At 62.8% G+C, this 15,397-nt stretch carries 16 protein-coding genes; 7 read left to right on the forward strand and 9 right to left on the reverse strand.

The window, feature by feature from the left end:
- Positions 1 to 15 precede the first annotated feature (15 nt).
- Complete coding sequence (locus U5A65_RS00655) at positions 16 to 390, forward strand: VOC family protein (RefSeq protein WP_321913227.1); 375 nt, start codon at positions 16 to 18, stop codon at positions 388 to 390.
- Between the two features lie 239 nt (positions 391 to 629).
- A complete protein-coding gene (locus tag U5A65_RS00660) occupies positions 630 to 1,532 on the forward strand; it encodes a DMT family transporter (RefSeq protein WP_321945139.1) in 903 nt (300 codons plus the stop codon).
- Positions 1,533 to 1,620: 88 nt separating this feature from the next.
- On the opposite strand, the gene U5A65_RS00665 is transcribed toward U5A65_RS00660, so the two are convergent.
- A complete protein-coding gene (locus tag U5A65_RS00665; protein WP_321945140.1) occupies positions 1,621 to 2,190 on the reverse strand; it encodes a YdeI/OmpD-associated family protein in 570 nt (189 codons plus the stop codon).
- 386 nt (positions 2,191 to 2,576) lie between these two features.
- Between U5A65_RS00665 and U5A65_RS00670 the strand changes: the two genes are divergently transcribed.
- Both U5A65_RS00670 and U5A65_RS00675 read left to right on the forward strand, forming a co-directional pair.
- The gene (locus U5A65_RS00670) at positions 2,577 to 4,022 is read left to right on the forward strand and encodes a DEAD/DEAH box helicase (protein WP_321945141.1); all 1,446 of its coding nucleotides are present in this window, start codon (positions 2,577 to 2,579) and stop codon (positions 4,020 to 4,022) included.
- A 137-nt stretch (positions 4,023 to 4,159) separates the two neighbouring features.
- Positions 4,160 to 5,044, forward strand: a complete 885-nt coding sequence (locus U5A65_RS00675) for a helix-turn-helix domain-containing GNAT family N-acetyltransferase (protein WP_321913223.1) — start codon at positions 4,160 to 4,162, stop codon at positions 5,042 to 5,044.
- A gap of 66 nt (positions 5,045 to 5,110) precedes the next feature.
- Here U5A65_RS00675 and U5A65_RS40895 read toward each other — a convergent pair whose 3' ends face one another.
- Positions 5,111 to 5,518 (reverse strand): GFA family protein, encoded by a 408-nt coding sequence (locus U5A65_RS40895; protein ID WP_415764029.1) that lies wholly within the window; start codon positions 5,516 to 5,518, stop codon positions 5,111 to 5,113.
- Between the two features lie 297 nt (positions 5,519 to 5,815).
- On the opposite strand from U5A65_RS40895, the gene U5A65_RS00680 reads away from it, so the two are divergent.
- Positions 5,816 to 6,505 carry a potassium channel family protein gene (locus tag U5A65_RS00680; protein WP_321936904.1) on the forward strand — a complete coding sequence of 230 codons (690 nt, stop codon included), beginning with the start codon at positions 5,816 to 5,818 and terminating at the stop codon, positions 6,503 to 6,505.
- A 93-nt stretch (positions 6,506 to 6,598) separates the two neighbouring features.
- Here U5A65_RS00680 and U5A65_RS00685 read toward each other — a convergent pair whose 3' ends face one another.
- Complete coding sequence (locus U5A65_RS00685; RefSeq protein WP_321913221.1) at positions 6,599 to 6,910, reverse strand: DUF4148 domain-containing protein; 312 nt, start codon at positions 6,908 to 6,910, stop codon at positions 6,599 to 6,601.
- Positions 6,911 to 7,821: 911 nt separating this feature from the next.
- Between U5A65_RS00685 and U5A65_RS00690 the strand changes: the two genes are divergently transcribed.
- The gene (locus U5A65_RS00690) at positions 7,822 to 10,014 is read left to right on the forward strand and encodes a glycoside hydrolase family 28 protein (protein WP_321913220.1); all 2,193 of its coding nucleotides are present in this window, start codon (positions 7,822 to 7,824) and stop codon (positions 10,012 to 10,014) included.
- A 323-nt stretch (positions 10,015 to 10,337) separates the two neighbouring features.
- Here U5A65_RS00690 and U5A65_RS00695 read toward each other — a convergent pair whose 3' ends face one another.
- The 3 genes from U5A65_RS00695 to U5A65_RS00705 form a co-directional block, all read right to left on the reverse strand.
- Positions 10,338 to 10,649, reverse strand: a complete 312-nt coding sequence (locus U5A65_RS00695) for a high-potential iron-sulfur protein (protein WP_321913219.1) — start codon at positions 10,647 to 10,649, stop codon at positions 10,338 to 10,340.
- 234 nt (positions 10,650 to 10,883) lie between these two features.
- Entirely contained in the window at positions 10,884 to 11,897 is a 1,014-nt protein-coding gene (locus tag U5A65_RS00700) for an NAD(P)-dependent alcohol dehydrogenase (protein WP_321913218.1), read from the reverse strand.
- Positions 11,894 to 12,415, reverse strand: coding sequence for an SRPBCC domain-containing protein (locus U5A65_RS00705; protein ID WP_321913217.1), 522 nt, complete (start codon positions 12,413 to 12,415; stop codon positions 11,894 to 11,896). Before U5A65_RS00705 ends, U5A65_RS00700 begins: the two co-directional genes overlap by 4 nt.
- Before the next feature lie 120 nt (positions 12,416 to 12,535).
- On the opposite strand from U5A65_RS00705, the gene U5A65_RS00710 reads away from it, so the two are divergent.
- Entirely contained in the window at positions 12,536 to 13,450 is a 915-nt protein-coding gene (locus U5A65_RS00710) for a LysR family transcriptional regulator (protein WP_321945142.1), read from the forward strand.
- A 5-nt stretch (positions 13,451 to 13,455) separates the two neighbouring features.
- On the opposite strand, the gene U5A65_RS00715 is transcribed toward U5A65_RS00710, so the two are convergent.
- The 3 genes from U5A65_RS00715 to U5A65_RS00725 all read right to left on the reverse strand — a co-directional run bounded on the left by U5A65_RS00715 (position 13,456) and on the right by U5A65_RS00725 (position 15,390).
- Positions 13,456 to 13,848 carry an OsmC family protein gene (locus U5A65_RS00715; RefSeq protein ID WP_321945143.1) on the reverse strand — a complete coding sequence of 131 codons (393 nt, stop codon included), beginning with the start codon at positions 13,846 to 13,848 and terminating at the stop codon, positions 13,456 to 13,458.
- Between the two features lie 123 nt (positions 13,849 to 13,971).
- The gene (locus U5A65_RS00720) at positions 13,972 to 14,373 is read right to left on the reverse strand and encodes a hypothetical protein (protein ID WP_321913214.1); all 402 of its coding nucleotides are present in this window, start codon (positions 14,371 to 14,373) and stop codon (positions 13,972 to 13,974) included.
- A 108-nt stretch (positions 14,374 to 14,481) separates the two neighbouring features.
- Positions 14,482 to 15,390 (reverse strand): LysR family transcriptional regulator, encoded by a 909-nt coding sequence (locus U5A65_RS00725; protein ID WP_321913213.1) that lies wholly within the window; start codon positions 15,388 to 15,390, stop codon positions 14,482 to 14,484.
- Positions 15,391 to 15,397: the final 7 nt, after the last annotated feature.

Here is a 15,397-nt window from a genome sequence, read left to right on the forward strand (position 1 = left end):
GGCGAGGAGTTCAAAATGAAGTTCGCATCGGTTCGCGTTGTGACCACGGATATCGAAAAGCTGGTCGAGTTCTATCAGAGGCTTTCCGGGATCGAGGCTGTCCGTCTGGCCGATGGGTTCGCCGAAATGCGATTCGAGGGCTCTACACTGGCGATATCATCTGAGCACCTGATCAAGCTATTCAATGTCGGCGCCGCCACTGCCGCAGCCAATCAATCGGCAATCCTGGAGTTCGAAGTGGAGGACGTCGACGCGGTGTTCGAACGGATGAATGCATCCGGAGCAACCATCGTGATGCCGACGACGTTGATGCCTTGGGGCAATCGCTCGCTCCTGCTGCGCGACCCGGATGGGAATCTCGTCAACCTGTTTTCTCGCCCCGGGCGTTGAGAAAAGCCGCCTTCCCGATGGCCCGCTGCTTCCCTGTTGCGGGTTATGACTTTTGCATGAGAGGCAGCGGCGGCGGGTGAATGCGGCGCGTCTCCTCGACCGGCAGAGCCGACAATCACGCAAGTCGCATCTCTCGCTGACCGGTCGGTCGCGATAGTGCACACATGGCCATGATTTTCGGCCTGGCTCTCTCCAAGCCTATGAGATCATGCCAGGATTCACGTCTAATGCGGCAGGTCATGTCATCTTCCAGCGCAACGTCCGCCAACGCCCTTCCCCTGAGCAGCATCGGCAGCATACTCGCGTCCATGTTCTGCTTTGCCGTGGTGGACGCGCTGGCGAAGACGGTTGCGCTGCAATATCCAGCCAATGAGGTGACGTTCTTTCGGATGCTGTTCGGCTTGGTCCCCGCGGTGATGATGTGCTGTGTGGGACCTGTTTCCCTGACCAGGCGACTGGCAAATGTCGATCTTGGAGGGCAAACCGTGCGGGCGTTGATGCTTCTGGGCGCATCGGGCCTTTTCTTCGCGGGATTGCCTTACGTCCCCTTGGGTGAAGCGGTAGCGCTTGCCTATTCCGAGACGTTGATCGTTATCCTCCTCGCGCCGTTGATTCTGCGAGAACGCTTGACGCTGCGTTCGATAGCGGCAGCGATCGTTGGATTCCTGGGCGTGCTGCTCGTGGTGCGTCCGGGCGGTGGGCAGTCGAGCTGGCTCGGCCCGGCTTTCCTTCTACTGAGCGCGGTCTTTGGCGCGTTGTCCATCTTGCAGATAAAGCGCATTCGCTCTACCGACGACTCGGAGACGACAGTTCTCTTCTTCACCATGGTGGGAACGGTCGTTACCGGATGCACACTTCTATTCAGCTGGCGAACACCGTCCGCCAGTTCGCTGCTGATTATGGCAATTCTCGGAGCCTTCGCGACAGCCGGGCAACTTTTAATGACGGTGGCTTTTCGTCAGGCGGACGCAGGCAGGCTCGCACCCTACAACTACACAAGCATCGTATGGGCGGCGGTGTTCGGTTACGTCGTGTGGCATGAGACGATGCAACCGCTATCCCTCTTCGGAATAGCGTTGATTGTCGGTAGTGCAATTGCCGTCGCCGTAAGCAGGAAGGATACCGAGGGTCCGCTTGCGTGATGCAGCAGTCTTTTGCAACCTCGCGGCTTCTCCGTGCGGCCAGAACCCGACGCTCAGCCGGATTTTCGTAACGGCCGATCATGCGCGTCTAGGGATGAATGGTTTCGCCGCGATTCAGCATGCCGATGAACTCCTCGATCTTGCGCACCCGTGTCGCGGGCTTTTTGGCATTCTGTATCCGAAACAGGATGGCGTAGCGGTTTCGGCCGCTCAGCGTCGCAAAGAACGCGCTGGCCTTGGGATTGGCATCCAGTGCGGCCTGCAGGTCGTCCGGCACGACCGAGTTGCTGGCCGAGGTATAGGCGGCCTCCCAACGGCCATCCCCTTTGGCTTTCTCGACTTCTTGCATGCCCGAAGGAAGCATTCTGCCTGCCGCGATCAGCGCTTCGGCGCGGTCTTTGTTGAGTTTGGACCAGATACTTTTCGCGGAGCGCCGGGTGAAGCGTTGCAACCAGTATGCTTCACATTCTGTCTGTTTCTGGCCGTCGATCCAGCCATGACAAAGGGCGCTTTCCAGCGCCTGTTCGTAGGTCAAGGTTGGCTTCCCGGCACCCTTTTTCGCGAGGCGAAGCCATATCCCGGTCGAGGTCGCGCCGTTTTGCGTCAACCAGTTTTCCCATTCATTCTGGTCAAGGAACGTCAGACGAGGCTCAGTCATGGAGGATCCGAATGGTTGCAGTCAGGCAGCGAGGCATTTTCGTTCACCAATACCTCGCAGATTACCGATTTGCGCGAATTTGGGAATACCCGATTGATCGACGATTCAGCGTGTACCCATCGGGAATCCGGACAGCAAAGACATGATGTTTCAAATCGATCAGCAATAGTCTGAGGGTCGCGTCTCGCTAACGCAAACGAAGCGATAGCACTCGCAAATGAGTAGGATTGCTTATTTCCACAACGAATGGCCCGACAAGATTTCATCCTTGTTTCGGGCAGCGGGTGGCGGCGGTGCCGCGCATCGCCGCCTCGTAGCACAGCTTGCCAGCGCGGCGCGATCAGCCGGTAACCGCTAGAATTGCGGTTTTAGCCCGGAATACGCCAATGTCTTTTGCCTCGCTTGGCCTGATCGATCCCTTGCTGCGCAATGTGCAGGACCTCAATTACCAGACACCTACGCCGGTGCAGGCCAAGGCGATTCCTGCTGTCCTCAGTGGCCGTGACGTCATGGCTGGGGCACAAACCGGCACTGGCAAAACGGCGGGGTTTGCGCTGCCGCTGCTGCAACGGCTGGTGCAACACGGACCGGCGGTGTCGAGCAACCGCGCGCGCGTTCTGGTGCTGGTGCCCACGCGCGAACTGGCTGAACAGGTGCTGCAGAGCTTCATGGCTTACGGCAAAGGGCTCGAATTACGATTTCTGGCCGCCTACGGCGGTGTGAGTATCAACCCGCAGATGATGAAGTTGCGCAAAGGCGTGGATGTGCTCGTTGCCACACCGGGCCGTTTGCTCGACCTGAATCGACAGAACGCCGTGCAGTTTGATCAGGTACAAACGCTGGTGCTGGACGAAGCCGACCGCATGCTGGATCTGGGCTTTGCGCGCGAACTCAACGCCGTTTTTGCCGCCTTGCCCGCTCAGCGCCAGACCCTGCTGTTCTCTGCCACGTTTACCGACGATATCCGCGCCATGGCGGCGAACATTCTGCGCGGCCCGGTCAATATCAGCGTCAGCCCGCCCAACGCAACGGCCAGCAAAATCAAGCAGTGGGTGGTGACGGTCGATAAAAGGAACAAGCCCGACCTCTTCATGCACCTGGTGGCCGAGAACCACTGGGAGCACGCGCTGGTGTTCGTCAAAACCCGCAGTGGCGTGGATTACCTGGCGGCCATGCTGGAAGATGCGGGCTATGCGGTCGACACCATCCACGGCGACAAACCGCAACCCGCGCGTCTGCGGGCGCTGGAGCGCTTCAAGACGCGCGAAGTCCAGATGCTGGTCGCCACCGACGTCGCTGCGCGCGGGCTGGATATCGACGACCTGCCGCTCGTGATCAACGTGGATCTGCCGATCGTGGCGCAAGACTATGTGCACCGTATTGGCCGCACCGGCCGCGCGGGCGCCAGCGGCGTGGCGGTGTCCCTCGTGTGCGCCGATGAAGCGCCGCAACTGGCCGCGATCGAAGCGCTGATCCGGCAAACGCTGCGCCGTGAAGAAGAGCCGGGCTTTGAAGCCGAACACCGCGTGCCGGAAACCAGCGCGACGGGGCAGATCATCAAGAAACCCAAAAAGCCCAAGAAGCCCAAAGTGCCGCAAGCGGCGACGGGTGCCGTGCAGGCGCCCGGTAAAAAACCGCGCCCGCAAAATGGCGCAAACAAACCCAAGCCTGCAGCGCAGCGCACGGTGGCCGCGGGCAAAGGCACGAGCCTGACCAGCGGTAGCCCATTCAGCGTGCAAAAGCCACGCGGCAAACCCGCCAGCAAGCCGGCTGCGGGTTCACGTAAGCCAGCTGGCAAACCCGCGGGCGGCCGCGGCAAACGCCAACCCTGATCCGTGGGGATGCGTCACGTCAGCCTTGAAACAGGCTGGCGGTTCGCGGCCGGCATTCATCCGAGCCTGTCCTTTGGGGACAGCACAGCATCGACTCTATGTTGACGGGAGCCATATCTCTGACTAAAGTCAGAGATATGAGCGCAGCCGACATTCTCCAGATTCGACGCTTTAACCGCATCGTCGCCGAAAGCATCGGCGCCATCGACGATCATTTCCTCGGACGCGGCCGCCCGATGGGTGAATCACGCCTGCTATGGGAGATTGGTGTCGACGGTGCGGACATTCGCGCGCTTCGCGCGCGGCTAAACCTTGATTCAGGCTATGTCAGCCGGACCCTGGCGTCTCTTGAGCGACAAAACCTTGTTGCCGTCCTCACTCATCCGAACGACCGGCGCGTACGCCGGGCCTGCCTGACTGCGCAAGGGCTCACCGAAAGGGCCGAACTCGAGCGGCTCTCCGACGCCGTCGCTTCACGTGCGCTCGAGCCGCTCAGCGATGAGCAGCGACGCAGACTGGTCGCAGCCATGTCTGAGGTTGAGCGTTTGCTACAGGCATCCCTTGTGCAATACGTGCTCGAGAAGCCGGATAGCGATGATGCGCAGTGGTGCTTTGAGCAATACTTCGGTGAGCTAAACGAGCGCTTCGAGGCGGGATTCGACCCGTCCATGAGCCTGCCCGCAGATGCTCATGAACTGACGGCGCCGGAAGGCGCGTTGATCGTCGCGAGACTCCATGGAAGCCCCATAGGCTGCGTCGCGCTGAAGTTTCACAAGAAGTCTCCGGCCGAACTCAAGCGAATGTGGGTGAGTCCCGCCGCCCGTGGTTTGGGTGTAGGCCGCCGGTTGATTGTCGAGGCGGAGAAGCGTGCCCGGCAGGCCAAAGCGCGCGTGATTCGCCTGGAGACAAACCGCGCTCTGCGCGAAGCGATTTCGCTATACCGGCAATCCGGATACATCGAAGTCGATGCGTTCAGCGCGGAACCCTATGCCCATCACTGGTTTGAAAAGCGGCTGGTTTGAACGGCCTCGCCGACATAGGGCGCTGCTCGTGCACAGTCGCACAATCGCACGATAGCGGCGAGCGAATCAGGGCGACTGAGGATAGTGAGGAATTGTCTGACTAAGGCAAACCCACGGTTGGGCGCTCGATGTCCAGATATCCACCATCGGATGAAACTCCGACGAATTGTCGCGCGTAGGGAAACGGACGGACATGACTTCTGGTGCAGTCTCGCCATAGGTGAACAGAGGAGAGCCGCAATCGGAACAAAAGCTGCGAGTCGCGAGCCGGCCACTGCCGGCGCGGACCGAGTACGTCTTCGGCGTCCCCGTGATCGTCATGTCCGAGACCCGGACGATGAAGCCGGAAGCAAAAGGAGCGCCGCTTGAGCGCTGGCAGTCCAGACAGTGGCAGTTTAACGTCGCAATTGGCGCGCGCGAGCATACGTAACGGATCGATCCGCATGCACAGCCGCCGGAAAATGGAGCAGTCACGTTACTGTTTCCTCCTTCGCCCTAACTCGTTTTCACCGGGATCTCGCAGATCCCTCACTGGAGGCTTGCCACCAGGCGCCGCCTCAGCGCGGGCGCAGTGTAACGCCACCCACATTACAAGGCAAATAGCCGGTTTCACCCTTGCGAACGTCCTGTTAAGGTAATCGTGACTGTCCGCCGCGGGTCGACTCGCGCCAGCGCGGGCGAACGCGGCTGCGTGTGCTACCGCTCTATACTTCCGTCACACGCGGCCCGGCGGGTCTGGCCGAGACATGCGCGAACCCAGGGGAGAACATCATGGCCTTCCATACCACGCGCGAAGCGCTGTCTCGCATTTTCTACCAGCGCTGTTTCTGGCTGTTTGTCGTGCTGCTCGCGCTCATCGGCGCGGTTTCGTTTGTCCCGGCGAGCGATAGTGGCCGCCTGTTCCTGAACGTCGTCAATATGTTTCTTCTGATCGCAACCGTGGCAGCGGTCGGACGCACGACACTGTCGTTTGCGATTGCGCTTTTGCTTGCCATTCCGGCCATGTGGTTCCAGTACCTCGGCCTTTGGCACGACGACGATAGCAGCCTTGCCGTATCCTGGTTGTTCTGCGCAGTGCTCTATTCCATCACGGTTGCCTATCTTCTGCGCTACGTTTTCCAGCCCAGGATCATGACGCCTGACAAGTTGTTTGGCGCGGCGGCGGCATATCTGTTGATTGGCGTGCTTTGGGCGTACATATACGCGAGCATCGGATTCTTCTATCCGAAGTCGTACATGATCGTCGGACAATCGGGGCGGCTCGTTTATGCCGACGCGCTTTACTTCAGCATCACCGTCCTCACAAGCACCGGCTTCGGCGACATCACGCCACTCACGCGCCCGGCGCGCGGCATGTGCATGGTGGAACAGATCACCGGCAGCTTGTTCGTCGCGATCCTGATCGCGCGCCTCGCCGGTGTGTACCCTCCGCGAGAGAGTTATACCGACGGCAAATCATAGGCAGCGCGACGTTCAGTCGTGCCTGCGTGATTACCGGCGCGCACGGTTGCTGCTCGCCAGGTGCGAGGAGGTCCGCAGGGCCGCCGGGGCATCTCACCCGGGTTGAACCTGTTGGCAATCCGTCTGGAACCAGTGGTCGACCAGCCGCTGCGCCGCGTGTAGATCATCCGGGTAGTTTGGGTCGTCGTTCCAGGGCGCCGGGTCGTAGCCCGCCTTCCTCAACGCCGAAAGCTCGCTTTGACGTTGCGCCTTCGTTGGCGACGGGTTGCTTTTCAGCGCGGCCAGGTCACGGCACTCCGTAGGGCTCAGATGCGGCCCGCTTTGTGGCGCGCCTGCGGTGACGCACCCCATCAGCATGAGCGCCAATGCAGCAAGCGTCGCGCAGTTTCTCGGGAGGGTTTTCATAGCGTATCTCCACGCATCCGATTGGCACGACTCACGCGGCGCGACGCCGCCGGTCGCGCTCGACTTCCGCGCATAGATTGCATTAGCGTGGCGACGCGTAGTGAGGCGGCCGGCGTCGATCGCCGCTTCTCCTGAATTGCACCTGCGTCGGCAGCGAGCAGGTCGAATGCAATCAGACTGTTGTTACGAGCAGTATATGAAAGAGTCGACCGTTCGGTTCCCTTATTTTGACGGACCGGGAGCGCCGGGGGTGGCGTTCGAGGCCCGAAGCCGACTGGAGACAGCGGGCTGCCAAATGACGATTGTGCGCCCTGCAGGCTCACCGCCACGCTTTCGCCGCTCCGCATTGGGCCGCAACCGATGGTGTTCTCGCCCGGCCAAGCCGATGCGCGTGCGAATTCACCAATCAGGAATCCAAATTAACAGCCAATCATCGCCGCCCCGGACAATCGCAGGCGGGCTTCGTCATCAACTAACGCCGCTGGCTCGTTCGAACGCCGAAAGACCGCACGCACTCGTTGCCTGTCCTTATGCGTCGCAAACTTCAACATCGGCTTTGCCTCCATTACAAACACCCAACACACCTTCACACCAAACAACGCCGCCCGCGTTGCATCGGAGAACCCCACCCCGCTCGTCAGACAAATTCCCAACGCCCGTAAGCTAGCGGTAGATATGCGCGACAACTGGAAGCACCAGGTTCATCACCTAGATAAATCTGATTGACGATTTCGATGTCGTCTGACAACAATATCCATGGTGATCGGCCAGCCGCTCCTGTTCGATCTCTCTTCGCTGTAACCGTGCCTCTCCCGTTCGCAATAGCGTCGTCACGCGGCCCAAAGGCCGCCGAAGTCCAGCCACCCTGTCAGCGAAATAAATCAGCGAGATAACATAGGAGAACGAACCAAATGACAACACAAGGCAAAGACGATCCCCTGCTCTCCGAAGGCTGCACCAACGCCCCCGCCTCGCCCAAACGGCGCGCGTTCATGGCCTTTGCCGGCGCGTCCGCAGGCGCAAGCCTGCTCGCGGCCAGCCGCGGTGCGGCAGCAGCAGACTCCATGTTCCCCACGCCTGCCACCTTCGGCGGGCACCTTCCTCAGCCGCCCGGCCACGCCGCCGGCGACCCGATCTGGGGCCCGGACGGCCAGGCCACGGCCATCATCAGGAGGCTCGCTCACGTCGATCGCTCGCTGTTCAACCGCGCCGAATTTCACGTGACGAGCTACGGCGCGCGCACGCTCCCCGCCTCCGCGCTGATCACGTCGACCGCATGGCCGAGCGGCAAGATTCCATGGGTGACGGGCGGCACGGAGCAGACCGCGCATCCGACCAGCGACCTGCAAAGCCCGGGCTCCGGCGTGATGGTCCCGTGCGACTACACGGGCACGCAATACGACTCGTGCAGCGCATTCAACACCGCAATCGTCGACGCGAGCCGCGCCGGTGGCGGCCGCGTGGTGATCCCGGCCGGCAACTGGTATTGCGGCGGCCCGATCGTGCTGCTGAGCCATGTGAATCTCCACCTGGAGTCGGGCTGCACGATCTATTTCAGTCCGAACCCGGCGGACTACGCGAAGAATGGCCCGTACAAGACGGCGAACGGCAATCTGTACCACACGCGCTGGCAGGCGAACGACTGCCTGAATTTCGGCTCGCCGATTTACGCCTTCCGCCAGACCAACATTGCCGTCACCGCCGACGACAACACCTGCGTGCTGAACGGTCAGGCGATGACGCCCATGCAACCCAGCACCCAGGCGCCAACCTCCTGCTGGTGGACCTACAAGGGAAGCAGCAACACGTACGGTTGCGCGGGCTCGTCAACGCCCTCGCAGGCTTATGCGAATCCGAACAACGTCGCGCTCACCAGCCTCCCCGCCGCGCAAATCCAGAACCCGCAGGCCAACGTCTCCTTCACGAATCAGTACGGAACGACGACTACCCTAATGGGCCTGCTCACGGGCACGGGCTGGAACCAGGACCAGAACTATCTGCCCGCGCTTTCCGAATTGCGCGTGCCGGTCGAGAACCGCATTTTCGGCAACGGTCACTATCTGCGTCCGTGCATGATCGAGTTCATCGGCTGCACAAATGTGTATTTGCAGAACTATCACACGCAGAACACGCCGTTCTGGCAACACCACCCCACCGACTGCACGAACGTGGTGATCGACGGCGTGTTCGCCGACAGCGTCGGGCCGAACAACGACGGCTTCGATCCGGACGCGTGCAACCACGTGCTGGTGCAGAACGTTCAGTTCAACACCGGTGACGACTGCATCGCGATCAAGTCCGGCAAGTACCTCGACACCGAGTACGGCCCGATGCAGAACATCGTCGTGCAAAACTGCACGATGCAAAGCGGGCACGGCGGTCTGACGATCGGCAGTGAAATGAGCGCGGGCGTGCGCAACGTCTATGCTCGCAACCTGACGATGCAAAACGAGAACTGGGCGAGCAATCCGCTGAATATCGCGCTGCGGTTCAAGAGCAACATGAACCGCGGCGGGTTCATCAACAACGTGTGGATCAACGGAGTGACGCTGTCCAACGGCGTGAACCTTGCCGGCAAGTACGGCGGCGGGTCGCTCGGCGCCGCGATCAGCAAGATCACGGGTACCGGAACGACCGGTCTCGCGACGAACCCGTCCACGGGCCAGGGCGGCCTGATCACGTTCGACTGCGATTACAGCCCGTCCGGCGACGCAGTACGCTGGAGTCCGTCCGTGATCAGCAACATCAACATCACGAACGTGAACGCGAGCAACGTCTCGGGCGCGGTGTCGTACTCGATGCCTTCGGGCTTCGCGGCCGGGTCGAACTCGTGCTTCCAGGCGCTCGTCATGCAGGGCCCCGAGGCCGTCGATTACAACGGTCCGCTGCCGGTGCCGACCGTGAGTCCGATCAGCGGCGTCACGATCTCGAACTGCAACCTCGGCAATCCGGTGTGCACGGGCGCGGCGCCGACCACGCCAGCAACGTCCGCGTCGGCCGCGCCGGGTCCGGTCTTCGCGAGCAATGTGAGCGGCATTACGCTGACCAACGTGGTGATCGCAGGCACCACGTACAACACGTCGCTGACGGCACCGGCAACCTGATGCCAACGCACACGGACGCGGGCAACCGCGTTCGTGTGCGTGGCGTTCGCGCAGTCAACGCCGGTCGTCAGTGTGGTTCCTTGCCGGTCGTTGGCTGCCGGGGTTGGCGCTTCGGCTCATCCCCCGATTGAACCGGCTCGCGCGTACAGGCGTCCGGTGGCATGACAAAGGGAATGTCGTCGCGGCAACACGCATAAACCGGAAACCCGTAAGCGTTTGTACCGACGATGGTCGTTGGCCCGTGCAGCGGGCACACCGCCTTCATGGCGCCTCCTGAAACGCATTGATCAACTGCTTGCAGCGTGCTCCTCGCGGCGCATAAGTCAAGCCTTCTTCACGTAGGCGCCGCACCAGCCTTTGGCGTCGACGATCTTGCCGCCATAGGTCGCGCACGGGCCATTCGGTGCGCCCGGCTTGCCCTGATACAACTGACAGTTCGCACAGGTCTGCCCGACCTGGAACTGCGGGAACTTCGTCTTGTCGACTTTGCTCGCGTCGGCTTTGTAGCCGAGCGCCATGGCGGTCGGATCGCTCTCGGAGAGCACCGGCGCGTCGGCGCGTGATTCGTTGGAAAGCACTGCCGTGGAAGCCACGGAGGCGGCGAGGATCATGAAGCGACGACGGGAAAGCGGCATGGTGGGGCTCCTGAGCATGGAACGTACCCGGCTCTTGCTATTCGCCGATTTGTCGATCGACTTGTTGGGCCGATTCGTTCGCAGAATTTCCGTGTGCTACTTATTTATATATCTTCGTGTTGCGTTGTAAAGAACGGAAACATTACGCATCGCATACCGCGTCAATTAATTCGGTATCCAAATCACTTTTTACGACGATCAACAGTACGGCGCCAAAACGGCGCCGCATTGCCTTCACCACGCCGCGCACACTTTGCCGAAATGCGCCCCGGCCTGCTGATGACGAAACGCATCGGCCAGTTCGTCCAGCCCGAACGTGCGGTCGAGCACGGGGCGAATGCCGGCCTGGTCGAGCGCCGCGACGTACTCTTGTTGCTGGCGCCGGCTGCCCACGATCAAGCCTTGCAGGCGCGCCTGTTTCGCCATCAGTACAGAGGTCGGCACGGTGCCTTCGCGTCCGGTCAACACGCCGATCAGCGCGATATGGCCGCCCACGCGCACCGCGTCGATCGACTGCGCGAGCGTGCCTGGCCCGCCGACTTCGATCACGTGATCCACGCCCTTGCCGCCTGTGATGTCGCGCACGAGCGCGCCCCACTTTTCGTGCTGCCGGTAGTTGACCACGTGGTCGGCGCCCAGCGCTTTCGCACGTGCAAGTTTGTCGTCCGACGATGAAGTGACGATGACCGAAGCGCCCATCATCCGCGCGATCTGCAGCGCCGCGATCGATACGCCGCCGGTGCCGAGCGTCAGCACAGTGTCGCCCGCCTTGAGGCCGCCGTCGGCCACCAGCGCGCGCCATGCCGTGAGCCCCGCCGTCGTGATGGTGGCGGCCTCCGCGTGGGTCCAGCCGCGCGGCGCGAGCGTGAAGGCACTCGCGGGCCGCACGGCGTGCAAGGTCGCGAAGCCGTCCGCGCCGTCGCCGGGCGTCTGCGCGAAGTTGCCCACGGCTTGCCACGGCGCGCCGTCCGTCCATTGCGGAAAGAAGCACGACACCACGTGGTCGCCGCGCTTGAACTCCGTCACGCCCGCGCCCACGGCCGACACCACGCCCGCGCCATCCGACATCAGCACGCGTCCGTCCGCCGTGGGGATGGCGCCGTTGGCCACCAGCAGATCGTGAAAATTGAGCGACGTGGCATGCAGCTCCACGCGGATCTCGCCGGCGGCGGGCGCGCCGGGCTCGGGGATATCGCGCAGCTCGATCTGGTCGAGGCCACCCGGCGCACGCAGCACGGCGGCCTTCATGACCGTGCTCCCTTGGCCTTGCGCGCGGCGTCGACGAGACCGTCGAGCCAGTCCTGATGCCCGTTGATCATCGGATTCGGGCGCGTTTTCGCCAGCTCCACGGCGGGCTTGCCCTTCTGCGATTCCTGCGTGAGTACGCGCACGCGTCCGCCTGAGAGGTCTTCGATGAGCCATGCGTGTATCACGTCGAGGCGCGTTTCTTCGTCGCCCTCGGCCCAGCCGTGCCACGCCACGCGCGCGGGCTGGCCTGCTGCAGGCGGCGCGTACTCGGTCACTTTGGCCTGTACCGGAAAGCCGAAGGTCTTGAATTGGAAGCGCGCGCCCGCGCTCAGTTCGGGGCCCAGGCCGTCGTGAAAGCCGACGTCGGCGGAATTGCTGTAATAGCTCGGCCACGCGGTCGCTTTGTTGAGCAGCGGCCAGACGTCGGCGGTGGACAGGCCCGCGACGATCACTTCGTTGGAACAGAAGTTGTCGGTCGTGCCGGGCAAATAGTCTTCGGGCCAGAAAATCTCGTTCATGTTCGTTACCTTTCGATGCTGTCGGTTTGGGTGCGGTGGACACGAGACATCATGCGGGCTATGCTGAAATAAATCCAATCGTGGATCATTATTTTCACCATAAACCGCGTTGATATCAGAATGCTCGATCTGAACCTCTTGCGGGCGCTCGACGCCCTGCTCGACGAACGCAACGTCACGCGCGCCGCGCAGCGCTTGTCGCTCACGCAGCCGGCCGTGAGCGCGATGCTGACGCGTCTGCGTGAGAGTTTCGGCGATCCGCTGTTCGTACGCTCGCAACGTGGCATCGTGCCGACCGAGCGCGCGCTGCAACTGGCGGCGCCGCTCAAGCAGGTGCTGAGTGAAATCGAGCAGATGCTGCAGCCACAGGCCTTCGCACCAGCCGAGGCCGAGATGACGCTCACGCTCGCCTCGACCGACTACGCGCTGCGCGCGGTGGTCGTGCCGTTTCTCGCGCGGCTGCGGGAAAGCGCGCCCGGCGTGCGGGCCGTGATCGTGCCGGTGCAGCACGAGCGCCTGCAGGCGCAACTGGAAAGCGGCGATGTGGATATGGCCCTGATCACGCCGGAAAGCACGCCAGCCGACTTGCACGCGCGGCGCCTCTTCGACGAGCGCTACGTGTGCGTGATGCGCGCGGATCACCCCGCTGCTGCGCGGCGCCTCACGCTGGAGCGGTTTTGCGCGCTCGATCACGCGCTGGTGTCGTATGCGGGCGCAAGCCTGAGCGGTGTGACCGATGAGGCGCTGGCGCGCCTGGGGCGCGCACGCCGCGTGACGGTGTCGGTGAACAGCTTTCTCGTGCTGCCCGACATTTTGCTGACGAGCGATCTGATTGCGGTCGTGCCGTCGCGGCTCGTGAAGGATGCAAGGGGAAGCGCGCAAGGGCTCGCCGTGATCGAGCCGCCGCTCGAGATCCCGGGGTTCACCAAGACGCTCGCATGGCACGAGCGCACACATCGCTCACCCGGGCATCAGTGGGTGCGCGCGCTGTTGTTCGAGACATGTGAGGCGTTGGCGGGCGCGACGCCCCGGTGATGCCGTCACATATCGGCGCCCACCGCCCCCAACTCCACCCGCACTGCGCGCCCCAAGGTCTGCGCCACCGGCGATTGCGCCACGGCCGCTAGCACGATCTCGCGCGCCGCTTCGGCCAATGGCGCTTCGCAGTGCACGGCAACGCGAAAACAGGTTGCTTCGTCGCTGCGCTCGACATGCACCTCGACAGTCGGCTTCGGCACGCTCACGCCCGCGCGCGCCGCCGCCATCTCGATCGAAATGCACACGCAAGCCGCCAGAGCGCTTTCTAGCAGTTCGTGCGGACGCATGCCGGCCGCGCCGCCCTGGCCATTCTTGTGCGTATCGGCGTGCAGTTCGACGCGCCCGTTGCTCACCGCCACGCAATACGGTTCACCGCGCCTCATTGCCTTGACCATTTCGCTCTCCCCGTTCCGTATCGAAGGAGCCAAGCGTAAGCGCAACGCGGCGCGCGAAAAAGACAAGCGCGGCTACCAGTATCGGCGCCACCCGGCTACGCGTTCGAAGGTGACCCCGGTAGATCAGCAGGACGGGCTGCCGTTGGCCGTGCAGAAAGCCGCGGGCGCACCCGCGATCAGGGGAAGCGGCATAACGGGCCGCGGAGGCGGCGGCGGAATCCTCACAGCGCCGCACCACGAGTTCGCGCTGCGCTCTGCATTGGGCAGGCAAGGAGCGAAGCGCTCGTGCAGATCTTCGGCGGCCTGCTCGTTGCGCTCACGCGCCTCGAGCGCGGGCTGCAGTTGTCCGCCCAGCCAGGACGCGAACGTGATGACGCAGCCCGCCGCGACGGCCAGCAGCACCAGCCTGGATTTGTGGTTGCGCAGCGTGCTGAGCAAGCGCAGCGCCGCCGGGCGGCCTGCGATGGGCGTCTCGCGCCCGGCGGCGGCCCGCACTGCCGCTCCTTCGATGATTCTCGTTGCCACTGTTTATTCGTGTTGCTCTTGTGATTGCACCTGGCGCCCGTAGAGGCATACGGGTTAACGGCAGGCCGAAGCAATTCGAAAGGGGACAGAGAAAAATATTTGAAGGGCTCAGCCGCCCTCGCGCGAACGCTCCACAAACGCAAACACCGTTTCGCGAAACCGCTCCACCGCCGGATTGCGCACGGAGGGTTGGGTCACGAGATGAAGCGGTGCGCGAAACGCCTCGTCCCCGGCCACGCGGCAGTAGCGCACGCTCTCCTGCTGATAGCGCCGCATGGAAGCCGGCACGAGCGTCACGCCGCCGCCCGCGGCCACGAGATTGATTGCCGTGACCATGCGCGGCACCTCGTCGACCACGCGCAGCTCCACGCCCTGGGCTTCGCAGGCACGCACGAAATCGGCGTACATGCCGGGCGCGCCTGGCCGCCGCACGAAAATGAACGGCTCGCCCGCGAGGCGCTTGAGCGACACCGCACGCGGACCCGCCAGCCTGTGCCCCACCGGCAGCACGAGCAGCATGTGCTCCTGGTCGATGCGCTCGAAGCGCAACTGAGCGGGCGTCTCGATCGGCTTGCGCAGAATCGCGACATCGACATGCCCGTTCATCATCATCTCGATGATCTCGGCCGCGTTGATCTCGCTAAGCTCGATGGCGATGTCGGGATGCCCTTCGCGATACGCGCGGATCACGGCTGGAGCTAGCGGATGAAACGCGGCCGAACTCGTGAGCGCCACATGAAGCTTGCCCACCTGCCCGAGCGCCACGCGCCGCGCATGCGTGACGCCCTGCTCCAGCGTACGCAGAAGGTTGCGCGCGCAATCAGCAAACGCCTCGCCCGGCGCGGTCAGCTCCACGCCGCGCGGCTGCCGCGTGAAGAGCGCAAAGCCCAGCTCCTGCTCGAGCTCCTGGATTTGCTGCGAAAGCGGCGGCTGCTGCATGTGTAGGCGCGCTGCCGCGCGCGTGAACTGGCGCTCTTCGCAAACCGCGAGGAAGTAGCGCAGGTGACGTAGCTCCATACGACGC

The organism is Paraburkholderia sp. J10-1 (genome assembly GCF_905220165.1).
Classification (GTDB): domain Bacteria; phylum Pseudomonadota; class Gammaproteobacteria; order Burkholderiales; family Burkholderiaceae; genus Paraburkholderia.